We start from the raw sequence: 20,012 nt of genomic DNA on the forward strand, positions 1-20,012 counted from the left end.
GCATTATTCACACAACCAGTTAATCGCTTCCGTTGAATCAGTAAAGTAGTTGGCTTCGCCACCAATAAACCAGTCACCCACTGTGGCCATTAGCGCTTGCCAGTCTTTATTTCCCACGATGGCGATTTTTTCGAACTCGTTGCCGTGCTTTAAACCAATTTTGAAGTCATCCCACGCGGCGCGCAGCTCCCAGCCACTAAATGCAGTCACATCTACCAACATTTTGACATGTGGTGAGCCAATCGTGTTTAACGCACCTTCCAGCAGTGGCGTAAACGCTTCGTAATCGGCATGGGTCAGTTTTCCTGCGGCTTTCATTACAATGTAAAGGGTGTTTTCAAAACGCTCTATTCCGATTGAAATACTGTGAGTCTGGGTCATAACTGGCGGTCCGGGTTATTCAGTCTTACACTTACGCTATCTCATATTCGCCTGCTGTATGCTGACATAAATCAACAAAAATACCTGTCTCATTCGCCTGCGCCATGCGCTGTGGTAAGGTGACAGCGGATTGACTACGTCGAGTAAAAACGTGACAGAACACGCTCAAGCCAAAAAAATGGCCTATCAAATAATGACCAGCTTCGATAAAAACTATCGCTGGTTCAGTCGAATTACCCGCGGCGCGCAGGAGCGCTTTGAGAAAGGACACTGGCGTGATGCCCTTGCCGCTTCTAAAGAGCGTATCAGCATATACGAACAAAGCCTGGCCGATGCCGTTGCCGATTTGTACGAACAAATCATCGTGCACCAAAAAGACGTTGAATTCTGGCATGCGTTGAAAGCGGCTTTCGCCAACCTGATAGAAAGCCATCCGCAGTACGAACTGGCTGAAACCTTCTACAACTCCGTTATCGGAAAAGTATTTCGGCACAGGTCTATCGACAACAACATTATGTTTGTATTGCCAAGCCGGTGCTTCTTGCCCGGACAGGACCGGGCAAAAGTCATTCACAGTTTCGACACCAAAACCACCGTGGCGGAAATGTACGAAGCCATTTTTGCCTGCTATCGCTTTAATATCCCGTTTGAAGATCGCACCAGGGACATGCAGTTCCTCGACGATGCCTTGCGCAATCGACTTACCAAACAAGAACTCGGCAGTGTATCTGCGGTAGAAATGCTGAAATCGGTATTTTATCGCGGTAAAGCGGCTTATTTGATTGGCCGCATTAAGATGCCCGAGCAAACCCTGCCGTTCGTCATTGCATTGCAGACCAACGATAGCAATGCCCTGTTTGTAGACGCGCTGCTCACGGACCGCCATGATCTTAGCGTTATTTTTGGCTTTGCCCGCTCTTATTTTATGGCAGATACCCAATACCCGGGCGAACTGGTTGCTTACCTGCACGAGTTAATGCCCAACAAAAAAGTGTTCGAATTGTATATTGCCCTGGGCCACTACAAACATGGCAAAACGGTGTTTTACCGCAACTTTTTACAACACATGGACAAATCTGACGACGCCTTCGAAATCGCGCCGGGTATTCGCGGTTTAGTGATGATGGTGTTTCACCTGCCTTCTTACGGTGTGGTGTTTAAGATCATTAAAGACGAGTTTGCTGAAAGCAAAAAAATCACCCGCGAACACGTTATCGATCGCTATCGGCTGGTAAAAATGTCCGACCGGGTCGGACGTATGGCAGATACGCACGAATACGTGAATTTTCGTTTCCCGCTGCACCGGGTACACCCTGATTTATTGGCCGAACTGCAGGAAACCTGCGCGTCCAGTGTCAGCATCAGCGGTGATGAACTGGTGATCAAGCACTTGTATATCGAGCGAAAAATGACGCCGCTCAACCTGTTCCTACAACAGGAAACCGACCCACAGAAATTAGAAAATGCGATTGACGAGCTCGGCACCTGTATTAAACAAATAGCCATGGCTAACATCTTCCCCGGCGACATGCTGCATAAGAATTTTGGCATCACCCGTCACGGCAGGGTCATATTTTATGACTACGATGAAATTTGTTTGATGAGCGAGCGTAACTTCCGTGATATTCCGAAGTCAGACGATCCTTACGCCCTTGATACCTTGTCTGTTGCACCAAGTGATGTTTTCCCGGAGCAATTCGAGCACTTTATTGTGGGTAAGCGACCATTCAAAGAAATGCTGAAAGCCAAACACGGCGACCTGATGACCTCCGAATACTGGCGCCGCGTGCAGAAAGAAACATCTAAAGGGGAAATCCATAACTTCACCCCTTACCCACAATCCCGTCGGTTCAGCCGCCACCCGGACAGACTCGCGCAATCAACCCCAGCTACGTCTGCTTCAACCAATAACGACGCGAAAACGAGTGATGAATTGTCGTAGTGCCGAACCATCGAACTACAGCATCTCGACAATGAATCAAACACCCTACGTTACTCACCCATGGCAGGCGCCATGGGCTGAGTAAACGTGTCTGGAAAAAAGTATTGCTGAAGTGTAGCTATAAGCTGAAACGGGTACCTACATTGCAGTAATAAACAACGCAATACTGATCGCCAACCCTGCAACAAAAGCCACACTCCGCAGGGTATTCCACGCATACCAGTAGCAGAATAAATACAGAATCCGGCATGCAACAAAGCTCAGTGCTAATGCGATGTGGGTGGCGCCAACAGACGAAGTCGCCAGCACAACCAACGCGGCTGGGGCGAAATAGGTGATGGCTTCAAAGCAATTGTAATGCGCAGCATTTGCCCTTGCCCCAAAGCCCTTGAGCGACTGTTGCTGTTCCCGGGGTAACGCGTTGTCGTAACCGCCATGCCGATGCATTGCCACCGCCAGCGGTATTTTAGCCAGAAATGGCATAATACAGACGAGCAACAAACAACTTACATATAACGTCATCAGATTCCCTCCTTCAGGCTGTTAGCGCAGCGGCTATTGGCGTTGCATAAAAATAGTAACTTCGGCCATGACCAACCCAAACTTTTTAATGTACGAGCGGTTCATCAGTGTGTCATTGTCCAGCGCCCAGAACCAATCGTCAAACACAACTGTGTACGTGGTGTCATCAACAGGCAGGTCCATGGAATAGGTAAAATTGAAAGCATTACCGTATGGCTTGCCTTTGGCCACGTCGAGGATATCAGAAGCTTGGCCGGTATAGGTGCCGTCTGCCTCTGGCGTAATCCTCCAAATCCTTGATTCAGGCCCTTCCCCCAGCGAGTAAGTGAAACGCTCGTCTAACACCAATACGTTGCCGTCCATGCTACCGACAATATCAACCGTGAAGCGCTGCACCACTTCACCGGAACGGTTTTGCACAATTCCCCAGGCTTTTACATCACCCTTGAAAAAACGCTCTAACGAAAATGCCGGTGTGTGTTGTTTATATGTCTCTCCGTCGATGGACACACTGCAACCCGCCACAACAATGCATAATAATAGTAATCCTAAATACCGCATTACTTTGCTACTCCTGCTAATAACTTGTTCCTGAACTCAGGTTCGCTGGTTTGCTCCCCTAACCAAATTGCAAAAAACCGTGACGCAAACCCCGGCGCTTCAATATCACCAAGCAACGAACCGTTGAGGTAAAACCGCGCGCTACCGTTGTCCAGATATACACCGGTCAGCGTGTCACCGCTGGTCACATCCGGAAACAGATCGCGCATCAGCGGTAACCAACGGTCTAAGTCGGCGCGACTCACACCAGACTGTCTGCGCATTTCCTTAACGGAACGTGACGCAATGTCCTCACCGTCAAAGTCACGCAGATAAGTGAGCGACAACGCATAGGGCGAATTGGCTTGCCATTTGCCCTCAGGGGCAAACAAGGTGGCGTCATACACATCCCAGAACAACACTGAAAAACGGCCGGACCCCACTGGCTCTGCGCCGGGTACTTCGGCATCGATAAAAGGACTTACCAAAGACTCACTCCTCGCTTCTGTACCCAGCGCTATGACGAACAACAATGCGGCGCTAATCTGCAAGCCCGATTGCCACGCTTTCTTTGCTATTAACTTCATTGATTTCACATTACCGACCAATGGAATTACACTGTGCCTTTTATACCTGCTGCACCTGTAAAATGATCACTCTGAACCCCGCTGTCGACGTTGTCCTGTTCCCATGAGCAACCATTTTAATGTAGAGCAAAAACTGGGGATCAAACTTCCCACTCCGTTACAGTCATTCTCACCAGACTGGCCTGGGGCAGAACGGGTGTCGATTCACATTAAACGCGACGACCTGATACACTCGGTGGTGTCTGGCAATAAATGGCGAAAATTAAGCGGTGTGTTTTCAGATCCGGCCACGCTGCCGAATGCCATACTGAGTTTTGGCGGCGGCTTTTCGAATCACCTGCATGCACTCGGTTATTGCTGTCATCAGTTGAATATTCCGTTTACAGCCCTGGTGCGTGGAGATTACTCTGCCAATCCAACGCCCATGTTGCGTGACCTCATCAACTGGGGTACCCGGATCCGTTACGTCAATCGTATTGAATATAGTCGACGCCATGACCACGATTACCTGAATCAACTTCGCCTTGCGCATCCTGACACGACCCTGATCCCTGAAGGCGGCAGCCAGCAGGCGGCCCTGACCGGCGTGCAGTCGGTAATCACAGAAACCGAACACAATTTTGATGTGGTTATATGCCCGGTTGCCAGCGGCGCCACGCTGGCCGGACTAATTACCGCTTTGGAGCCACAACAACGGGCGATGGGTATTGCAGTTCTGAAAGGGGTTGGTTATCTTGAGTCTCTCGTTGAACAATTTTTACCCGCCAGAACAGACAACTGGCATATTGCGCATGACTTTCATCACGGGGGTTATGCAAAGACATCAGCGCCCCTGCTGACTCTGATTCAATCAGTAAGCGAACAGCACCAGCTTCCTCTGGAGCCCGTTTACAGTGGCAAAGTGTTGTTTGCGTTAAAAAGTATGCTGGCGTCGCACGTTTTTGCGCAAGGCTCGCGAATTCTGGTGTTGCATACAGGGGGGCTACAGGGAGCGCGTTCAACGAAGGTTGAATGATCTGTTGAAGCATGACAGGCGTTTTAACTACAACCTCACAAGCATAACGACAGGAGATTTCATGAGCGATGTTCATACCGGCTTTTCACGCCCCAGTCAGTTACTGATTGATAGGGCTTTGGTACTGTGCAAAGTGCTGCTGCGTATGGAAAATTCGTTTTACCCTTTTGCGGCTATTTATGAAAATGGTCGCATTGGCTGTTTGTTTTCCGACGATCACGGTGTTGAAAACCCGGGCGAAATGCAATTACTTGAGCATTTGCAGTGGCGCATTATCGACAACATCACCGACAACGACGCTTATGCGACACTGGTTTATGCCGCTCAAATTGAAATCAACGACAAACAGGCACAAGATGCTATTGTTATAACGTTATGTGAACCAAATAAACCCGAACGCTCGGTGGTATACCCTTATTACCGGAGTAACCAACGCATTATTCTGGCGCCTCCGTTAATTGAAAAATAGCTGTCAAAATCAGCTGTTAACTTTATCGCCACAGACACACGACTTTGCTTGCCAAAATTCAACTGTCTGATAGCATTCACCCCAAATTTACCTCCATAATAAAAGGGATAAAGATATGTCTCGTGTTTTGATTATTGGTGCCGGTGGCGTCGCGACAGTAACCATTAAAAAATGTGCCCGTTTACCAGAGTATTTTGATGAAATTTACCTGGCCAGCCGCACCGTTTCAAAATGTGAAGCGCTGCAACAGGAAGTTGGCGCAGACCGCGTAAAAGGCGTATTCGCAGTTGACGCAGACGACGCGAAAGCCGTTGAAGCGTTAATTAACGAAGTTAAGCCTGATCTGGTGGTTAACCTGGCACTACCGTACCAGGATCTGCCTATTATGGACGCGTGTTTAGCAACCAAAACAGACTACCTGGATACCGCGAACTACGAGCCAAAAGACGAAGCTAAATTCGAATACAGCTGGCAGTGGGCGTATCAGGACAAATTCAAAGATGCAGGCATTATGGCACTGCTGGGCAGTGGCTTTGATCCAGGTGTAACTAACGTTTACACAGCCTACGCCGCCAAGCACTACTTCGACGAAATCCACTACCTGGATATCGTCGATTGTAATGGCGGTGACCACGGTCAAGCGTTTGCAACTAACTTTAACCCTGAAATCAACATTCGCGAGATCACCCAGCGCGGTCGTTTCTGGGAAAATGGCGAATGGAAAGAAACTGATCCATTGAGCGTACGTGAAGATCTGGACTACCAGAACATTGGTGTGCGTGCGTCATACCTGATGTTCCACGAAGAACTGGAATCCATTGTTAAGCACTTCCCTACCCTGAAGCGCGCGCGTTTTTGGATGACTTTCGGCGATGCTTACCTGAACCACCTGCGCGTGCTGGAAGGCATTGGCATGACCAGCATCGAGCCAGTTGAATTCCAAGGCCAGAAAATCGTCCCTCTGGAGTTCCTGAAAGCAGTATTACCCAACCCAGGCTCACTGGCAGAAGGCTACACCGGCATGACCTGTATCGGTACGTATATTACCGGTGTGAAAGACGGCAAAGAAAAGACCATCTTCATCTACAACAACTGTGACCACGCAGTGTGTAATGAAGAAGTGGGCGCTCAGGCAGTGTCTTACACAACAGGCGTTCCAGCCATGATTGGCGCGATGATGATGTTGCAAGGCAAATGGCATAAGCCAGGCGTGTGGAACATGGAACAATTCGATCCAGACCCATTCATGGACGAGCTGAACAAGCACGGCCTGCCATGGCATGTACTGGAATGTGACAGCAGTCCGTTTGCTAAATAATCCCGGAGAGCAGCCTTGACTGATTTAACCCAGCGTACCGATATCCCTTCACCCTGCTATGTGCTGGAAGAAGCGAAGCTGGTGCGCAACCTTGAGCTTATGAAACGCGTGCAGGACGAGTCTGGCGCGCGCATCATTCTGGCCCTGAAAGGCTTTTCCATGTGGTCGAGCTTCGACATCATAAAACCCTATCTGCACGGCGCAACTGCCAGTTCAGTATGGGAAGCCAAGCTCGCCAGTGAAATGGGCAAAGAAGTGCATGCTTTTTCACCTGCATACAAACCTCAGGATATGGTGGAGCTGGCAAAACTGGTTAACCATATTTCGTTCAACAGTCTGGGCCAGTGGCAACGCTATCAGGACCAACTTCCAGGGGTGTCTCAAGGTTTGCGGGTCAATCCGGAGCATCAGGAAGCAGAAACGCCTTTATATGACCCGGCAGCACCAGGCTCTCGCCTCGGTATTCGCGCCGCGGAGCTGGAAGGCGTTGATCTGAGCGGCATTGAAGGCTTTCACTGCCACAACCTGTGTGAGTGTGATTCGTTTGCAACCGAGCGTACGCTTAAAGCACTGGAAACTCGCTTTGGTAAATGGTTCGGTCAACTCAAGTGGCTAAATCTGGGCGGCGGGCATTTGATGACCCGCGCCGGGTACGACGTTGATCATCTGATCAATACGCTGAAAGACTTCAAATCACGCTATCCGCATCTGGACGTAATTTTGGAGCCGGGCTCAGCGGTAGCGTGGCAAACCGGTCCGTTGATTGCCGAAGTCGTCGACATTGTCGAAAACGAAGGCAAGATTGCGATTCTGGATATTTCTGCCACCGCGCATATGCCGGACGTGCTGGAAATGCCCTACCGCCCGACAATTTTAAACGCCGCCATGCCAGGCGACAAAGCATATGATTACAAACTGGGCGGTAACTCATGCCTGGCCGGTGACGTAATTGATGTGTACAGTTTTGATGAGCCGTTGAATATTGGTGACCGCTTGCAGTTTGAAGACATGATGCACTACACCATGGTGAAAACCACGTTCTTCAATGGCGTGGAGCATCCGTCTATCGGCATTCTGCGCAGCGACGACACCTTTGAACTGGTGCGCCAGTTCGATTACAGCGACTTTAAAGGCAAGTTGTCTTAAACACAGAAAATGGGCAGCCAACCGCTGCCCATTTTTTTACAAAATCCCTCTGCCCCGCTTAATACCGCTGTCACCAATCTTACCTTCCGCCAACACTTCATCATTTAATTTAATGGTAAAGGGCGAATTAGTTTTGCCCACAATGCTGTACTGAAAACCATAGATATGGTCGTCATGAAGGCGTAGCGTCGTACTTTTCACCGGTGAAACCAGCTCATAAATCCCGTCATCGATGTGCTCATCAATCACATCCACCAGCCAGTTACCGCGTTCAATATCTATGGATAGCTGCTTTTCGCGCATGAAAAACTCTCCCTGGGAAAAAACCCGAAAACAACGTGACCTGAAAGAGAATACCAAACCGAACCCACCGCAAGGCGCATAACGCTAACACAGTGAGGTCAGTTAAAATAAGGCTATAGGGTGACAATATTATTAGCGACACGCCCGTGACAACGTGCATGCGTTTTGAATTATTCTAGGTCCAATCCCGCCTGGTACAAAGCGTTTTTCTTGAGCTGATAATGATCTGCGACAATAGCAGCGGCTTTTTTTAATGGAAGATCGGATTTGAGACGTTTAAGCAGTGCCATGGCTTCTTCTGGGATGTCATTTTGATCTACCTGCACCCCATCGATCATCAGCACAAACTCCCCTTTTTGATGCACAGGGTCTTCAGTAAGCCACTCAATCACATTTTCAGCGCTACCACTAATATAACGCTCGAAGGTCTTTGTCAGCTCTTTGGCCAGCACAATCTGACGCTCGTTACCCAGTACCGCCTTGACATCGTTAATAGTATCCAGAATCCGACGCGGGGCTTCGTAGAACACCGTGGTATGAGGGCGTGATATCAGTGCTTCGAGAGCGTGTTGGCGTGCGACAGTTTTTACCGGTAAGAAACCTTCAAAAATGAACTTATCCGTTGCCAGACCCGAGGCGCTCAGGGCTGTAATGGCAGCACACGGACCAGGTAGTGCAATAACATCAATGCCTTGTTCACGACACCGACTCACCAGCTTATAGCCGGGATCGCTAATCAGCGGGGTGCCCGCGTCACTGATCAAGGCAACCGACTCACCTTCCAGTATCTTCTGGCATAGCATCTGACTGCGCTTGTCTTCATTGTGGTCGTGTAACGACAGTGTTTTGGCCTGAATGCCTAAGTGCTGAAACAGCTTTGCACTGTGCCGGGTATCTTCTGCCGCAATCCACACGACCGATGACAAAACGTCAATGGCACGTTGCGTGATGTCCTGAAGGTTACCGATGGGGGTAGGCACAATGTAAAGAGAGGATGAACTCATGAGTGTATTCCGCACTGAAAACTGCGCGTAATATACCCTGATGCGACACAGGTTAAAACCACACGCTAACCATTGCTGCGAAATACCCTGAACATAAGGCCGGATTTACCAATATTGCTTAGATTTTGCAGACGAGTCAGTTACACTGAGGTCATAGCGATCCGCCCGGCGGATACATCAATGAACATTTGCAGGATGATTATGGTTCGATTGAGTACTTCGATATTGTTGGTTAGCGGTACACTACTGGTATTAAGTGGCTGTGGCTCTACGCCCACCACCCGTTCTACGCCAACACGAACTGCGCCTACAGAGACAGTGACGCAACGGGAAGTCAGTGAACAGCCATTGAGCCCGGAAGCCTTGATTGAACTGGCTCAGCAGCAGTGGCAATCCGACGGTGACAACAGCAATTCACTGGAATATCTCATCCAGGCCGCTCAGCAATGGCAATCATCAGGTGAGCCCGTCAAATCTCAGCAGGTCCTGTATTCACTGCGTCATATCCCACTACCTACAAATCTGAAAGCACGCTATAACCTGTTGTTAGCGCAGCAGTACGCGGATGATCCCAAAGTCAGCAGTGAACAGGTTTTAACGTTGTTAAACGGCAACCTGTCAGACGACACGCTTCGTCGTCAACAGTTTGCACTAAAAGCACAGCAGTATGCCCGACTGGGTCAGTGGCTACAGGCCGCCAATGCGCTGTTAAAGAGCACTGACATTACACCCGATGTCATTGCACAAACCTGGGAATGGGTAAACCACGCCTCGGAACAGGATGAAGTGGGTATCGCCCGCCTGACCGAAGTCGCACCGTTTGTGGCCCTGAAGCAATTAGTGCGGGAAAATGGGTTCGATCAGTCTCAGTTAATTCAGCAACTCATTCAGTTCAGACAAGTTTATCGTGGCCATCCGCTGGTTACCTACTGGCCGGAATCGCTTACCAAGGTTACCGATCTAGCGCCCGTTAAGCGCGACAACGTGGTGGTCTTTCTACCTTTAAGTGGTCGCCTGCAAGCGACGGGCATGACCATAAAAGAAGGCATTCTGGCGGCGTATTTCAACGACCAGAGCGCACGAAGTGCGAATCAGATCCCCCAGTTACAATTTATCGACACCAACATCACCACGCCCGAAGCAATGGCAAACATAGCGTCTGAAGCAGATTGGGTGATTGGCCCGCTGCTGAAAGAAAATGTCGACGCGTTGCTGCCGTTGTTGTCACCTAAAGTCAAAATGCTTGCACTCAACCGCCCCGACACGACGCCAGCACCGCTATTGTTGTCAGCGGACGAGCAACAGGACGAACTTCAGCCATCATCGTTTGGCATACAGATTTTCTATGCGCTGGCACCTGAAGATGAAGCGCGGCAGTTAGCTAATCAGGTATTCGAACAAGGTAAATCAGCGCCCATCCTGGTGGCATCGGAGCACTCGCTTCATCAACGCATGCAAGAGGCCTTTATAAGCCAATGGCAAAAGCTCACTGCGGGCCTGGCGAGTCATCAACACAGTGCCCCTACCCTGGTCACCTACACGGACAACGCCGGTTTGCGCGATGGCATTCAGGAAGCACTAGACGTCGCGCAAAGTAAAGAACGCATTAAGGAAATTCAAAGTTTTGTGGATGTAGAGTTATACAACCTGCCCCGCAACCGACTCGATATTGACGCGATAGTGGTATTTGCCTCTCCGGAACAAACTGAGTTACTCAACCCGGTTATCGAAGCCAGTATCAGCCCTTTCAGTGGCGAATCGGTGCCGGTATATGCCACATCCCGCTCGGTTGACTATACCCAGTCTCGTAATCAATGGCGGGATCTGCAAAACCTGCACTTTCTGGATATGCCCTGGGTGTTGCCGACCAACCCTGAGCCACACCTGGCTAACTTAACCCGCGAGTTATGGCCCCAGCGTCCTACCAGCTTGCAGCGCTTATTTGCCTTCGGAGTAGATGCCTACAATATTCTGCCACGACTGGGTCAGATGGTTTGGTTGCCGCAGTTGGAATACCAAGGCCTGACGGGCACCCTCAAAATTAACGGCCAACGCGAAGTGGTTCGCACATTGCCTGAAGCAGTCGTGAACCAGGAAACCATACAGGTAGTCGGCACACAATGAAGACGGCCCGGCTGATTGGGTTTGATCAGGAATCTCGTGCCTGTGCATACCTCCAACAGCAAGGGCTGACGCTTGTAGCCAAGAACGTGTATTTCCGTGGCGGCGAGCTTGACCTGATCATGCGCGACAAAGAAACCTGGGTTTGCGTTGAAGTGAAATTTCGCAGCAAAAGCCATTATGGCAGCGCCGCAGAAACCATCAGCCCGGCAAAAATCCGCAGAATGGGTGCTGCCTTTCAGCGCTATTTAAGTGATAATGGCGTAAATCCGTCCATGGCGCCAATGCGGCTGGACGCTCTTGTAATCGATAACAAAAAAGTGAACTGGATTAAGAACATTGGTGTCTGACACATCGTGTTGTTGTATTTCACTTAGACCTTTGCAAACCAATGATTGAAAATATAAAAGCCAATTTTACTGAAAGTATTCAAACTAAAATCGCTGCCTCGGAAATGTTACCGGCGGCCATTGAAAAAGCTGCCAACATGATGGTGGAAGCCCTTATTCACGGGCACAAAATTCTGAGCTGTGGCAATGGCGGCTCGGCGGGTGATGCACAGCACTTCTCTTCCGAAATGCTTAACCGCTTCGAGCGAGATCGCCCAAGCTTACCGGCTATTGCACTTTCAACCGATACGTCAACACTGACTTCAATCTCAAATGATTACAGCTATGACGAGGTTTTTTCCAAACAAGTCAGAGCGTTGGGCCAGCCCGGTGACATTTTGTTGGCCATATCCACCAGCGGAAACTCGCGAAATGTCATTAACGCGATGGAAGCCGCTCTGTCCCGAGATATGACAATAGTGGCCTTAACCGGCAAAGACGGCGGAGAAATGGCCGGCTTTTTGAGTGAACACGACGTGGAAATTCGCGTCCCTTCTAACCGAACCGCGCGCATACAGGAAGTGCACCTTCTGGCGATTCACTGTTTATGCGAGTGTATTGACGACAGTTTATTCCCAGCCCATGATTTCGACGATATGTAATAAGCAACAAGCCAAACGCTTACTTTTGGCGTTTGGTTCGGTGTTACTGCTTGGCCAGTTGAACGGCTGTGCAGTTGTCGCTGTCGGTGCCGTAAGTGCAACGGCGGTATCCGTTTCGGTAGACCGCCGCACAGCGGGTACCCAGCTGGATGACATGAATGCCGAAAGCAAAGCCTCAAAATTGATCAGCGAAAGCGACAACCTGCGTGAAAACGCCAATATAGAGGTAACGGTGTACAATCGCGTTGCACTCATAACCGGTCAGGCGCCTGATCAACAGGCCATTGCGGAAGCTGAATCTCTGGTTAAGAGCATTCGCTATATCCAGAAGATCCACAACCAGGCCCGGGTGGGCGAGCCAATCGCAGGCTCAACCGTGTTGTACGATCGCTGGTTAGCCACCAAAATCCGCACCAAGATACTGGCGTCAGACAAAGTTCCCACTTCTCAGATCAGCATTATTGTTGAAGACTCCGAGGTGTTTTTAATGGGCCTGGTCACTAACCAGGAAGCCACGGCCGCGGTGGAAATTGCCCGCCATGTAGACGGTGTGGCCAGGGTTATTAGAGCATTCGAGATTTATCAGTAAGCCCATTAACTGACACTGCTTATTCACTCATATCCGAAAGCCTGCAACGCGCAGGCTTTTTTATTAGCAAGTCCCGCTAAATGCCGCACTTATACCAATCGCATCGTCCACGCTTTTTCACCTTTGTTTTACCCTGCGCTTCATATCCTGTTCGTGTTGTCAGCACTTATTACTCATATGCAATGCGCGATGGCATTGCCACGAAAAGGATCGCACCATGTATCGCACTATCACAAACCTTGCCGTTACTTCAGTTTGTCTGCTCGGCCTGAGCGCTTGTGGGGGAGGCTCGTCTAAACAACAAACTAACATCCCTCCACCTCAACCCGCGCCGCTGGATTACCAGGCGCTGCTGAATGATTCGGTTTCCGATGTTATGCCTGGCATTGTTCTGCATATCGACAGTCCGGAAAAAACGGTGCTGCTTGCAGCAGGTCTAAGTGACATTGCCTCGCAATCACCAATGCAGGTCGACGCGCAAATGCCTGTGGGCAGTGCCGGAAAGAAAGCCACGGCCTTACTTGCACTTATGCTGTACGAAGACGGCTTACTGGATATCGATGACACTTTGGATACCTGGTTACCCAATGAATTAGTTGAGCGTATTGAATATGGCACCGATATCACACTTCGCCAGTTACTCACTCATACCGCGGGCGTGCATGATTACCTTGCGCCAGATACCGCTGAAGCATGGTTTGAGGCTATTATGTCAGACCCTGGTACACTGAAGACCGACGCTTACGCACTGGCATTTTCCATTGACAAGGCAGGCGACTTCGCCCCGGGCACTGGTTTTAACTATTCTAACAGTGGCTATTTGCTAACCGGCCTGATTCTGGACAGCGTACTGGGTGAACACCACGCTGGCGCTTTACGAAACCGCGTGCTCATTCCCCTTGGCATGAACAATAGCTATTACAATGGCGTCGAGAAAGCGCTCGGTACTATTATTTCAGGGTACTTTAATCTCAACGGCGAAGTGCTAAACACCAAAGTAGCTTACGAGAATATTGGCGTAGCCGATGCCCCCCTGGTGTCGACAGTGGAAGACATGACCTTATTGCTGCGCGCTGTAGCAACGGATGACACGATTGTTTCTTCATCGATTCGCGAATTAATGATTGGCGACGACAACCTGACTGACATTGGTGACGACGTCTATTACGGTATGGGTATGATGAAAGACATCATCAACGGCTACCCCGTTTACCACCATGGTGGCGACGAGCCGGGATACGCCACAACCAACCTGTATATCCCTCACAATGACACCTCAATTACCGTTTTCGTAAATTGCGGCGTTGCAGAGGAATGCGAGAACGAACAGAATGTGCTGGTTCAAACCATACTAAGCAACGAATTCTGATCTTGCTATTACCTCTCACCTGGCAGTGTCTGTTGTAGACACTGCCTAATACTTTGGTGGTACCACCGAATTCTCTTCAAACTCTTCGTTATACTCCTTAAACGCCCTAGTGGCCGCCTTTCTGACCTGTTTTCCGGTTTTTAACAGTCTAAACCAGATGCATCAGAACATTGACTTTGTCGACAATCCAAGCCAATCCGGGTTGACCGAACGTTACAAGTTGACTATATTGTCGACATTCCTCGTATTAGCAGAGTGATTTTGTGAGTATTGCGGTGATAACAGAACAAGCGGTAACCAACGCCGATAAGACCTTTTTCCAGCTTCGAAGCGATATCGTAGAGGGAGACATTCCTGCCGGCAGTAAACTCAGTGAAACTGAACTGTCGACAAAATATCAGGTAAGTCGGGCTGTTATCCGCGAAGCCATTAACCGTCTTGAAGCCTGCCACCTCGTCGAGCGACGTGCGAACGTGGGAGCCCGGGTGGTCTCGCTGACACCAGACGGGCTGATTCAGTTGTATCAGGTTCGCGAAGCGCTGGAAGGCATGGCCGCCAGACTTGCCGCAAAAAATATGTCAGACGAAGAAATCGCCGACCTTACCGCTCTGTTAGACAACCATTTTCAAACCGTCAAAGACGGCAACAGCTACTACCAGGAAGCCGGCGATCTGGATTTCCACTATCGCATTATTCTTGGCAGCAAAAATCAACACCTTATTGAAGTACTGGTAAACGGTATTTACCACCTGATCCGCATGTATCGGGTGCAGTTAGGTATGGCAGGCCCACGGGTTACCACGGCCTTCGACGAACACAAACATGTTGTGCAGGCCATCGCCAATCGCGATGAAGAGTTGGCAGAAATGCTGATGCGCCGCCACATTTTGTATTCAAAAAACAACATTGAACGCAAGTTGCTTCAATCCTAAATTCCGGAGAACGATAGATGAGCGCAGGCAAAAAATTTCGACAAGCACTGGCCGACAACAAGCCATTGCAAATCGTAGGTACCATCAACGCCTACAGTGCCATGATGGCAAAACGCATTGGGCATCAGGCCATTTACCTGTCGGGCGGCGGCGTTGCCAACGCGTCCTACGGACTACCGGATTTAGGCATGACGTCACTGAACGACGTGATTGCCGATGTGCAGCGCATAACCTCTGCCTGTGACTTGCCATTACTAGTAGATATCGACACCGGCTGGGGCGGCGCATTTAACATCGCCAAAACCATTAAAGATATGGAAAAGGCCGGCGCTGCGGCCGTGCACATGGAAGACCAGGTGGCTCAGAAGCGTTGTGGTCACCGCCCCAATAAAGAAATCGTCTCTACCGAAGAGATGGTCGATCGCATCAAAGCGGCCGTCGACGCACGCACCGATCCTGACTTCTTTATCATGGCCCGCACCGACGCTTTTGCACAGGAAGGGCTGGAAAAAGCTATCGAGCGCGCCAAAGCCTATGTAGCAGCAGGCGCAGACGGTATTTTCGCCGAAGCAGTGAAAACCGAAGAACACTACCGCGCATTCGCAGACGCACTGGATGTGCCGATTCTTGCCAACATTACCGAGTTTGGTCAGACCGAGCTGTGGAACAAAGATCAGCTCGGTGAATGGGGAGCTGCGATGGTGCTATACCCACTGAGTGCATTCCGAGCCATGAACAAAGCGGCAGAAATGGTATACCAGACTATCCTGAATGACGGTGACCAAAAAGCGGTCGTCGACATGATGCAAACACGCATGGAACTCTATGATTACCTTGGCTACCACGATTACGAACAAAAGCTCGATGCCTTGTTCGCCGAAGGTAAAAACAAATAATGATGCCAGCCAGCATTGCCCAACAAGGATTAAACACAATCCGCCTGCTGGCTGACACGCTGTACCCTACAAAAAAATTAACGAGGAGATAAACAATGGCTAAAGCTCTAAGTGGCGCAGGTTTACGCGGCCAGGTTGCAGGTAAGACCGCCCTTTCAACCGTAGGTGTTTCAGGCTCAGGCCTGACCTATCGTGGTTACGACGTTAAAGACCTTGCTAACAACTGCCAGTTCGAAGAAGTTGCCTATCTCATTTTAAAAGGCAAGCTGCCTAACCAACAGGAACTCGATGCATACAAAACCAAGCTGAAAAGCATGCGTGGTTTGCCACAAGCACTAAAAGATGTATTGGAGCGCATTCCGGCTGACGCTCACCCAATGGACGTACTGCGCACTGGTTGCTCTATGCTGGGCAACCTTGAAATGGAAAAAGACTTCAGCGAGCAAGACGCTGTTACTGACCGCATGCTGGCTTGTTTCCCGAGTATCATTTGCTACTGGTATCGCTTCTCACACGACGGCGTAAAAGTAGACGTTGAAACTGACGATGATTCTATTGGCGCGCACTTCCTGCACTTATTGCACGGTGAAAAACCCAATGAGTTGCACGAACAGGTTATGCACGTGTCGTTAATTCTGTACGCAGAGCACGAGTTTAATGCCTCTACGTTCACTGCGCGCGTCTGCGCCTCAACGCTTTCAGATATGCACTCGTGCATTACTGGTGCGATTGGCTCTCTGCGCGGCCCGCTTCACGGTGGTGCCAACGAAGCCGCCATGGAAATGATCGAAGGCTTTACCTCGGCTGATCACGCTGAAGAAGAAATGATGGGCAAACTGGCGCGCAAAGAGAAAATCATGGGCTTTGGCCACGCCATTTACTCCGAATCCGATCCGCGTAACGAAATCATCAAAGGCTGGTCTGAAAAACTGGCAAAAGACGTGGGCGACGAGGTGCTTTATCCGGTTTCTGTCCGTTGCGAAGAAGTCATGTGGCGCGAGAAGAAACTGTTCTGCAACGCCGACTTTTTCCATGCATCGGCTTACCATTTCATGGGCATCCCAACCAAACTGTTCACGCCTATTTTCGTGATGTCACGACTGACTGGCTGGGCCGCTCACGTGATGGAACAACGCGCTGACAACCGTATTATTCGCCCATCTGCAGAATATACCGGTGAAGATCTGCGCGCAGTAACGCCCATTGCTGAGCGCGCGTAAGCGTTAATATCACAGAATGGCCGCTTCATACCGTCGAAGCGGTCCTTCCCAGACCGTGTGGAACCCTCATGAATACCCAATACAGAAAGAACCTGACAGGCACAACTTTAGATTTTTTCGACGCCAGGGAAGCGGTTGACGCCATCAAACCCGGCGCCTTTGATACGCTGCCCTACACCTCTCGCGTTCACGCCGAAAACTTAGTTCGCCGCTGCCCGCCTGAAACACTGCGGGACTCACTGATCCAGCTTATCGATCGCAAACGCGATCTGGACTTCCCGTGGTTTCCTGCCCGGGTGGTGTGTCATGACATTCTGGGCCAGACCGCGCTGGTAGACTTGGCCGGTTTACGTGACGCTATTGCCCAGCAAGGTGGTGACCCGTCCAAGGTCAACCCGGTCGTCCCGACACAGTTAATCGTGGACCACTCACTGGCCGTTGAGCACGCTGGCTTCGAACCAGAGGCTTTTGAAAAGAACCGCGCCATTGAAGACCGTCGTAACGATGACCGCTTCCACTTTATTAACTGGACCAAAACGGCGTTTAAAAACGTTGACGTAATACCACCAGGCAACGGCATTATGCACCAAATCAACCTGGAAAAAATGTCACCGGTGGTACACGCCAAAGACGGCGTGGCCTTCCCGGATACACTGGTAGGCACCGACAGCCATACCCCTCATGTTGATGCCCTGGGCGTTATTGCCGTGGGTGTAGGCGGTCTTGAAGCTGAAAGCGTAATGCTAGGCCGCGCGTCATACATGCGCCTGCCAGACATCGTAGGTGTTGAGTTAACCGGTAAACCCCAACCCGGTATTACCGCTACAGACATCGTGTTGGCCCTTACTGAATTCTTACGCAAAGAACGCGTTGTCTCAGCTTACCTGGAATTCTACGGTGAAGGTGCAGCTCACCTGACGTTAGGTGATCGTGCAACCATTTCCAACATGACGCCAGAATACGGCGCAACGGCGGCGATGTTCTACATTGACCAGCAAACCCTGGACTACCTGACGTTAACGGGCCGCGATGCAGAACAAGTTAAACTGGTAGAAACCTACGCTAAACAAGCGGGTCTGTGGGCCGACACCTTAACAGGTGCAGAATACGAGCGTGTACTGACCTTCGATTTGTCTTCTGTAACCCGTAATATGGCAGGTCCGTCTAACCCGCACGCCCGCTTGCCCACCAGTGACCTGGCAGCGCGCGGTATTGCAGGCCGCTTTGAAAAACAGGAAGGCCTGATGCCAGACGGTGCGGTGATCATTGCCGCCATCACCAGCTGTACCAACACCAGTAACCCGCGCAACGTCATTGCGGCCGGCTTGCTGGCTCGTAACGCCAATGCCAAAGGTCTGGTTCGCCAGCCCTGGGTTAAATCGTCACTGGCTCCCGGTTCCAAAGTGGTAAAAATGTACCTCGAAGAGTCCGGTTTACTGCCTGATTTAGAACAGCTTGGTTTCGGTGTGGTCGCTTTTGCCTGTACTACCTGTAACGGCATGAGTGGTGCTTTGGACCCGCGTATCCAGCAAGAAATCATCGACCGTGACTTGTACGCCACCGCCGTGCTGTCTGGTAACCGTAACTTCGACGGCCGTATCCACCCGTATGCCAAGCAAGCGTTCCTTGCGTCACCGCCATTGGTTGTTGCTTACGCCATTGCAGGTACCGTGCGCGTTGATATCGAAAAAGATCCGCTAGGCTTTGATCAGGACGGCAACCCGGTCACGCTCAAAGACATCTGGCCAACCGACGAAGAAATCGATGCGGTTGTGAAAGCCTCGGTAAAACCCGAGCAGTTCCGTCAGGTCTATGAGCCGATGTTTGATTTATCCGTCGATTACGGTGAACACATTGACCCGCTGTACGAATGGCGCGAAATGAGCACCTATATTCGTCGTCCGCCTTATTGGGAAGGCGCCTTGGCAGCAGAACGCACGCTCACCGGTATGCGTCCACTGGCGATTTTGCCCGACAACATCACCACCGATCACTTATCGCCGTCGAACGCGATTCTGGCAAGCAGTGCTGCCGGCGAATACCTGGCCAAAATGGGACTGCCGGAAGAAGACTTTAACTCCTACGCGACGCACCGGGGAGACCACCTCACAGCACAGCGCGCTACGCTGGCCAACCCGAAACTGTTCAATGAAATGGTGAAGGAAGACGGCAAGGTGAAGCAAGGTTCATTGGCACGTATTGAACCGGAAGGCAAAGTAACCCGCATGTGGGAAGCCATTGAAACCTACATGAAACGCAAACAACCGCTCATCATTGTAGCCGGTGCTGACTATGGTCAGGGCTCTTCACGTGACTGGGCCGCAAAGGGCGTACGTCTGGCCGGTGTAGAAGTGATTGTCGCCGAAGGTTTCGAGCGTATTCACCGCACCAACCTGATTGGTATGGGTGTGTTGCCGCTGGAATTTAAAGCCGGTACAAACCGTATTACGCTGGGCCTCGACGGCACCGAAACCTACGACGTGAAAGGCGAGAGAACGCCCGGTACAACGCTAACACTGGTAATTAACCGCACCAATGGCGAAAGTATTGAAGTCCCGGTGACCTGCCGTCTGGATACTGCCGAAGAGGTGTCTATTTACGAAGCAGGCGGTGTACTGCAACGCTTCGCTAAGGACTTCCTGGAAGCCCAGGCCAGCTAACAGCACC

General features: G+C 50.5%; 20 protein-coding genes. 14 read left to right on the forward strand and 6 right to left on the reverse strand.

Annotated elements, in window-relative coordinates; genetic code table 11:
* Positions 1–3 precede the first annotated feature (3 nt).
* Positions 4–381: a SpoIIAA family protein gene (locus BUB81_RS12965; protein ID WP_073323423.1), complete on the reverse strand. Its 378-nt coding sequence runs from the start codon at positions 379–381 to the stop codon at positions 4–6.
* 130 nt (positions 382–511) lie between these two features.
* On the opposite strand from BUB81_RS12965, the gene aceK reads away from it, so the two are divergent.
* Positions 512–2,323: a bifunctional isocitrate dehydrogenase kinase/phosphatase gene (aceK, locus tag BUB81_RS12970; protein ID WP_281250815.1), complete on the forward strand. Its 1,812-nt coding sequence runs from the start codon at positions 512–514 to the stop codon at positions 2,321–2,323.
* 138 nt (positions 2,324–2,461) lie between these two features.
* Here the strand turns inward: aceK and BUB81_RS12975 are convergent, their stop codons facing one another.
* The 3 genes from BUB81_RS12975 to BUB81_RS12985 are packed head-to-tail and all read right to left on the reverse strand — an operon-like array spanning position 2,462 to position 3,972.
* Positions 2,462–2,845, reverse strand: a complete 384-nt coding sequence (locus BUB81_RS12975; RefSeq protein ID WP_073323425.1) for an MAPEG family protein — start codon at positions 2,843–2,845, stop codon at positions 2,462–2,464.
* Between the two features lie 33 nt (positions 2,846–2,878).
* Positions 2,879–3,406 (reverse strand): DUF3833 domain-containing protein, encoded by a 528-nt coding sequence (locus BUB81_RS12980; protein WP_073323427.1) that lies wholly within the window; start codon positions 3,404–3,406, stop codon positions 2,879–2,881.
* Positions 3,406–3,972, reverse strand: a complete 567-nt coding sequence (locus tag BUB81_RS12985; protein WP_084526526.1) for a chalcone isomerase family protein — start codon at positions 3,970–3,972, stop codon at positions 3,406–3,408. Before BUB81_RS12985 ends, BUB81_RS12980 begins: the two co-directional genes overlap by 1 nt.
* Before the next feature lie 103 nt (positions 3,973–4,075).
* Between BUB81_RS12985 and BUB81_RS12990 the strand changes: the two genes are divergently transcribed.
* The 4 genes from BUB81_RS12990 (at position 4,076) to nspC (ending at position 7,920) form a co-directional block, all read left to right on the forward strand.
* Complete coding sequence (locus tag BUB81_RS12990; protein ID WP_073323428.1) at positions 4,076–4,987, forward strand: 1-aminocyclopropane-1-carboxylate deaminase/D-cysteine desulfhydrase; 912 nt, start codon at positions 4,076–4,078, stop codon at positions 4,985–4,987.
* Positions 4,988–5,048: 61 nt separating this feature from the next.
* Complete coding sequence (locus BUB81_RS12995; protein WP_073323430.1) at positions 5,049–5,456, forward strand: hypothetical protein; 408 nt, start codon at positions 5,049–5,051, stop codon at positions 5,454–5,456.
* A gap of 115 nt (positions 5,457–5,571) precedes the next feature.
* On the forward strand, positions 5,572–6,774 hold the full coding sequence (locus BUB81_RS13000; protein ID WP_073323432.1) for a saccharopine dehydrogenase family protein: 1,203 nt from the start codon (positions 5,572–5,574) through the stop codon (positions 6,772–6,774).
* A gap of 15 nt (positions 6,775–6,789) precedes the next feature.
* Positions 6,790–7,920 (forward strand): carboxynorspermidine decarboxylase, encoded by a 1,131-nt coding sequence (gene nspC, locus BUB81_RS13005; protein ID WP_073323434.1) that lies wholly within the window; start codon positions 6,790–6,792, stop codon positions 7,918–7,920.
* 36 nt (positions 7,921–7,956) lie between these two features.
* Here nspC and BUB81_RS13010 read toward each other — a convergent pair whose 3' ends face one another.
* Complete coding sequence (locus BUB81_RS13010; RefSeq protein ID WP_073323436.1) at positions 7,957–8,223, reverse strand: hypothetical protein; 267 nt, start codon at positions 8,221–8,223, stop codon at positions 7,957–7,959.
* A gap of 170 nt (positions 8,224–8,393) precedes the next feature.
* Complete coding sequence (rsmI, locus tag BUB81_RS13015; protein ID WP_073323438.1) at positions 8,394–9,227, reverse strand: 16S rRNA (cytidine(1402)-2'-O)-methyltransferase; 834 nt, start codon at positions 9,225–9,227, stop codon at positions 8,394–8,396.
* Between the two features lie 201 nt (positions 9,228–9,428).
* Here rsmI and BUB81_RS13020 point away from each other — a divergent pair, with 201 nt between their 5' ends.
* From BUB81_RS13020 to acnD, 9 genes are all read left to right on the forward strand, one after another.
* Positions 9,429–11,351 (forward strand): penicillin-binding protein activator, encoded by a 1,923-nt coding sequence (locus BUB81_RS13020; protein ID WP_073323440.1) that lies wholly within the window; start codon positions 9,429–9,431, stop codon positions 11,349–11,351.
* A complete protein-coding gene (locus BUB81_RS13025; protein ID WP_073323442.1) occupies positions 11,348–11,698 on the forward strand; it encodes a YraN family protein in 351 nt (116 codons plus the stop codon). The genes BUB81_RS13020 and BUB81_RS13025 overlap by 4 nt, the downstream gene beginning before the upstream one ends.
* A gap of 41 nt (positions 11,699–11,739) precedes the next feature.
* A complete protein-coding gene (locus tag BUB81_RS13030; protein WP_073323444.1) occupies positions 11,740–12,339 on the forward strand; it encodes a phosphoheptose isomerase in 600 nt (199 codons plus the stop codon).
* Positions 12,320–12,928, forward strand: a complete 609-nt coding sequence (locus BUB81_RS13035; protein WP_073323446.1) for a BON domain-containing protein — start codon at positions 12,320–12,322, stop codon at positions 12,926–12,928. The genes BUB81_RS13030 and BUB81_RS13035 overlap by 20 nt, the downstream gene beginning before the upstream one ends.
* Before the next feature lie 217 nt (positions 12,929–13,145).
* Positions 13,146–14,297, forward strand: coding sequence for a serine hydrolase domain-containing protein (locus BUB81_RS13040; RefSeq protein WP_073323448.1), 1,152 nt, complete (start codon positions 13,146–13,148; stop codon positions 14,295–14,297).
* A gap of 269 nt (positions 14,298–14,566) precedes the next feature.
* Entirely contained in the window at positions 14,567–15,229 is a 663-nt protein-coding gene (locus BUB81_RS13045) for a GntR family transcriptional regulator (RefSeq protein WP_073323905.1), read from the forward strand.
* Positions 15,230–15,246: 17 nt separating this feature from the next.
* Complete coding sequence (gene prpB, locus BUB81_RS13050) at positions 15,247–16,125, forward strand: methylisocitrate lyase (protein WP_073323450.1); 879 nt, start codon at positions 15,247–15,249, stop codon at positions 16,123–16,125.
* A 95-nt stretch (positions 16,126–16,220) separates the two neighbouring features.
* Positions 16,221–17,345: a bifunctional 2-methylcitrate synthase/citrate synthase gene (gene prpC / locus BUB81_RS13055; protein ID WP_073323452.1), complete on the forward strand. Its 1,125-nt coding sequence runs from the start codon at positions 16,221–16,223 to the stop codon at positions 17,343–17,345.
* A 68-nt stretch (positions 17,346–17,413) separates the two neighbouring features.
* Complete coding sequence (gene acnD / locus BUB81_RS13060) at positions 17,414–20,005, forward strand: Fe/S-dependent 2-methylisocitrate dehydratase AcnD (protein WP_073323454.1); 2,592 nt, start codon at positions 17,414–17,416, stop codon at positions 20,003–20,005.
* Positions 20,006–20,012 lie beyond the last annotated feature (7 nt).

Origin of the sequence: Marisediminitalea aggregata (genome assembly GCF_900129565.1) — a bacterium.
GTDB classification, from domain to species: domain Bacteria; phylum Pseudomonadota; class Gammaproteobacteria; order Enterobacterales; family Alteromonadaceae; genus Alteromonas; species Alteromonas aggregata.

Excerpts from the sequence above, each read along its gene's own strand:
- BUB81_RS12965 (WP_073323423.1), bottom strand. The coding sequence starts at position 381 with ATGACCCAGACTCACAGTATTTCAATCGGAATAGAGCGTTTTGAAAAC.
- BUB81_RS12975 (WP_073323425.1), bottom strand. The coding sequence starts at position 2,845 with ATGACGTTATATGTAAGTTGTTTGTTGCTCGTCTGTATTATGCCATTT.
- BUB81_RS12980 (WP_073323427.1), bottom strand. The coding sequence starts at position 3,406 with ATGCGGTATTTAGGATTACTATTATTATGCATTGTTGTGGCGGGTTGC.
- BUB81_RS12985 (WP_084526526.1), bottom strand. The coding sequence starts at position 3,972 with ATGAAGTTAATAGCAAAGAAAGCGTGGCAATCGGGCTTGCAGATTAGC.
- BUB81_RS12990 (WP_073323428.1), top strand. The coding sequence starts at position 4,076 with ATGAGCAACCATTTTAATGTAGAGCAAAAACTGGGGATCAAACTTCCC.
- BUB81_RS12995 (WP_073323430.1), top strand. The coding sequence starts at position 5,049 with ATGAGCGATGTTCATACCGGCTTTTCACGCCCCAGTCAGTTACTGATT.
- BUB81_RS13000 (WP_073323432.1), top strand. The coding sequence starts at position 5,572 with ATGTCTCGTGTTTTGATTATTGGTGCCGGTGGCGTCGCGACAGTAACC.
- BUB81_RS13010 (WP_073323436.1), bottom strand. The coding sequence starts at position 8,223 with ATGCGCGAAAAGCAGCTATCCATAGATATTGAACGCGGTAACTGGCTG.
- rsmI (WP_073323438.1), bottom strand. The coding sequence starts at position 9,227 with ATGAGTTCATCCTCTCTTTACATTGTGCCTACCCCCATCGGTAACCTT.
- BUB81_RS13020 (WP_073323440.1), top strand. The coding sequence starts at position 9,429 with ATGGTTCGATTGAGTACTTCGATATTGTTGGTTAGCGGTACACTACTG.
- BUB81_RS13025 (WP_073323442.1), top strand. The coding sequence starts at position 11,348 with ATGAAGACGGCCCGGCTGATTGGGTTTGATCAGGAATCTCGTGCCTGT.
- BUB81_RS13030 (WP_073323444.1), top strand. The coding sequence starts at position 11,740 with ATGATTGAAAATATAAAAGCCAATTTTACTGAAAGTATTCAAACTAAA.
- BUB81_RS13035 (WP_073323446.1), top strand. The coding sequence starts at position 12,320 with ATGATTTCGACGATATGTAATAAGCAACAAGCCAAACGCTTACTTTTG.
- BUB81_RS13040 (WP_073323448.1), top strand. The coding sequence starts at position 13,146 with ATGTATCGCACTATCACAAACCTTGCCGTTACTTCAGTTTGTCTGCTC.
- prpB (WP_073323450.1), top strand. The coding sequence starts at position 15,247 with ATGAGCGCAGGCAAAAAATTTCGACAAGCACTGGCCGACAACAAGCCA.
- prpC (WP_073323452.1), top strand. The coding sequence starts at position 16,221 with ATGGCTAAAGCTCTAAGTGGCGCAGGTTTACGCGGCCAGGTTGCAGGT.
- acnD (WP_073323454.1), top strand. The coding sequence starts at position 17,414 with ATGAATACCCAATACAGAAAGAACCTGACAGGCACAACTTTAGATTTT.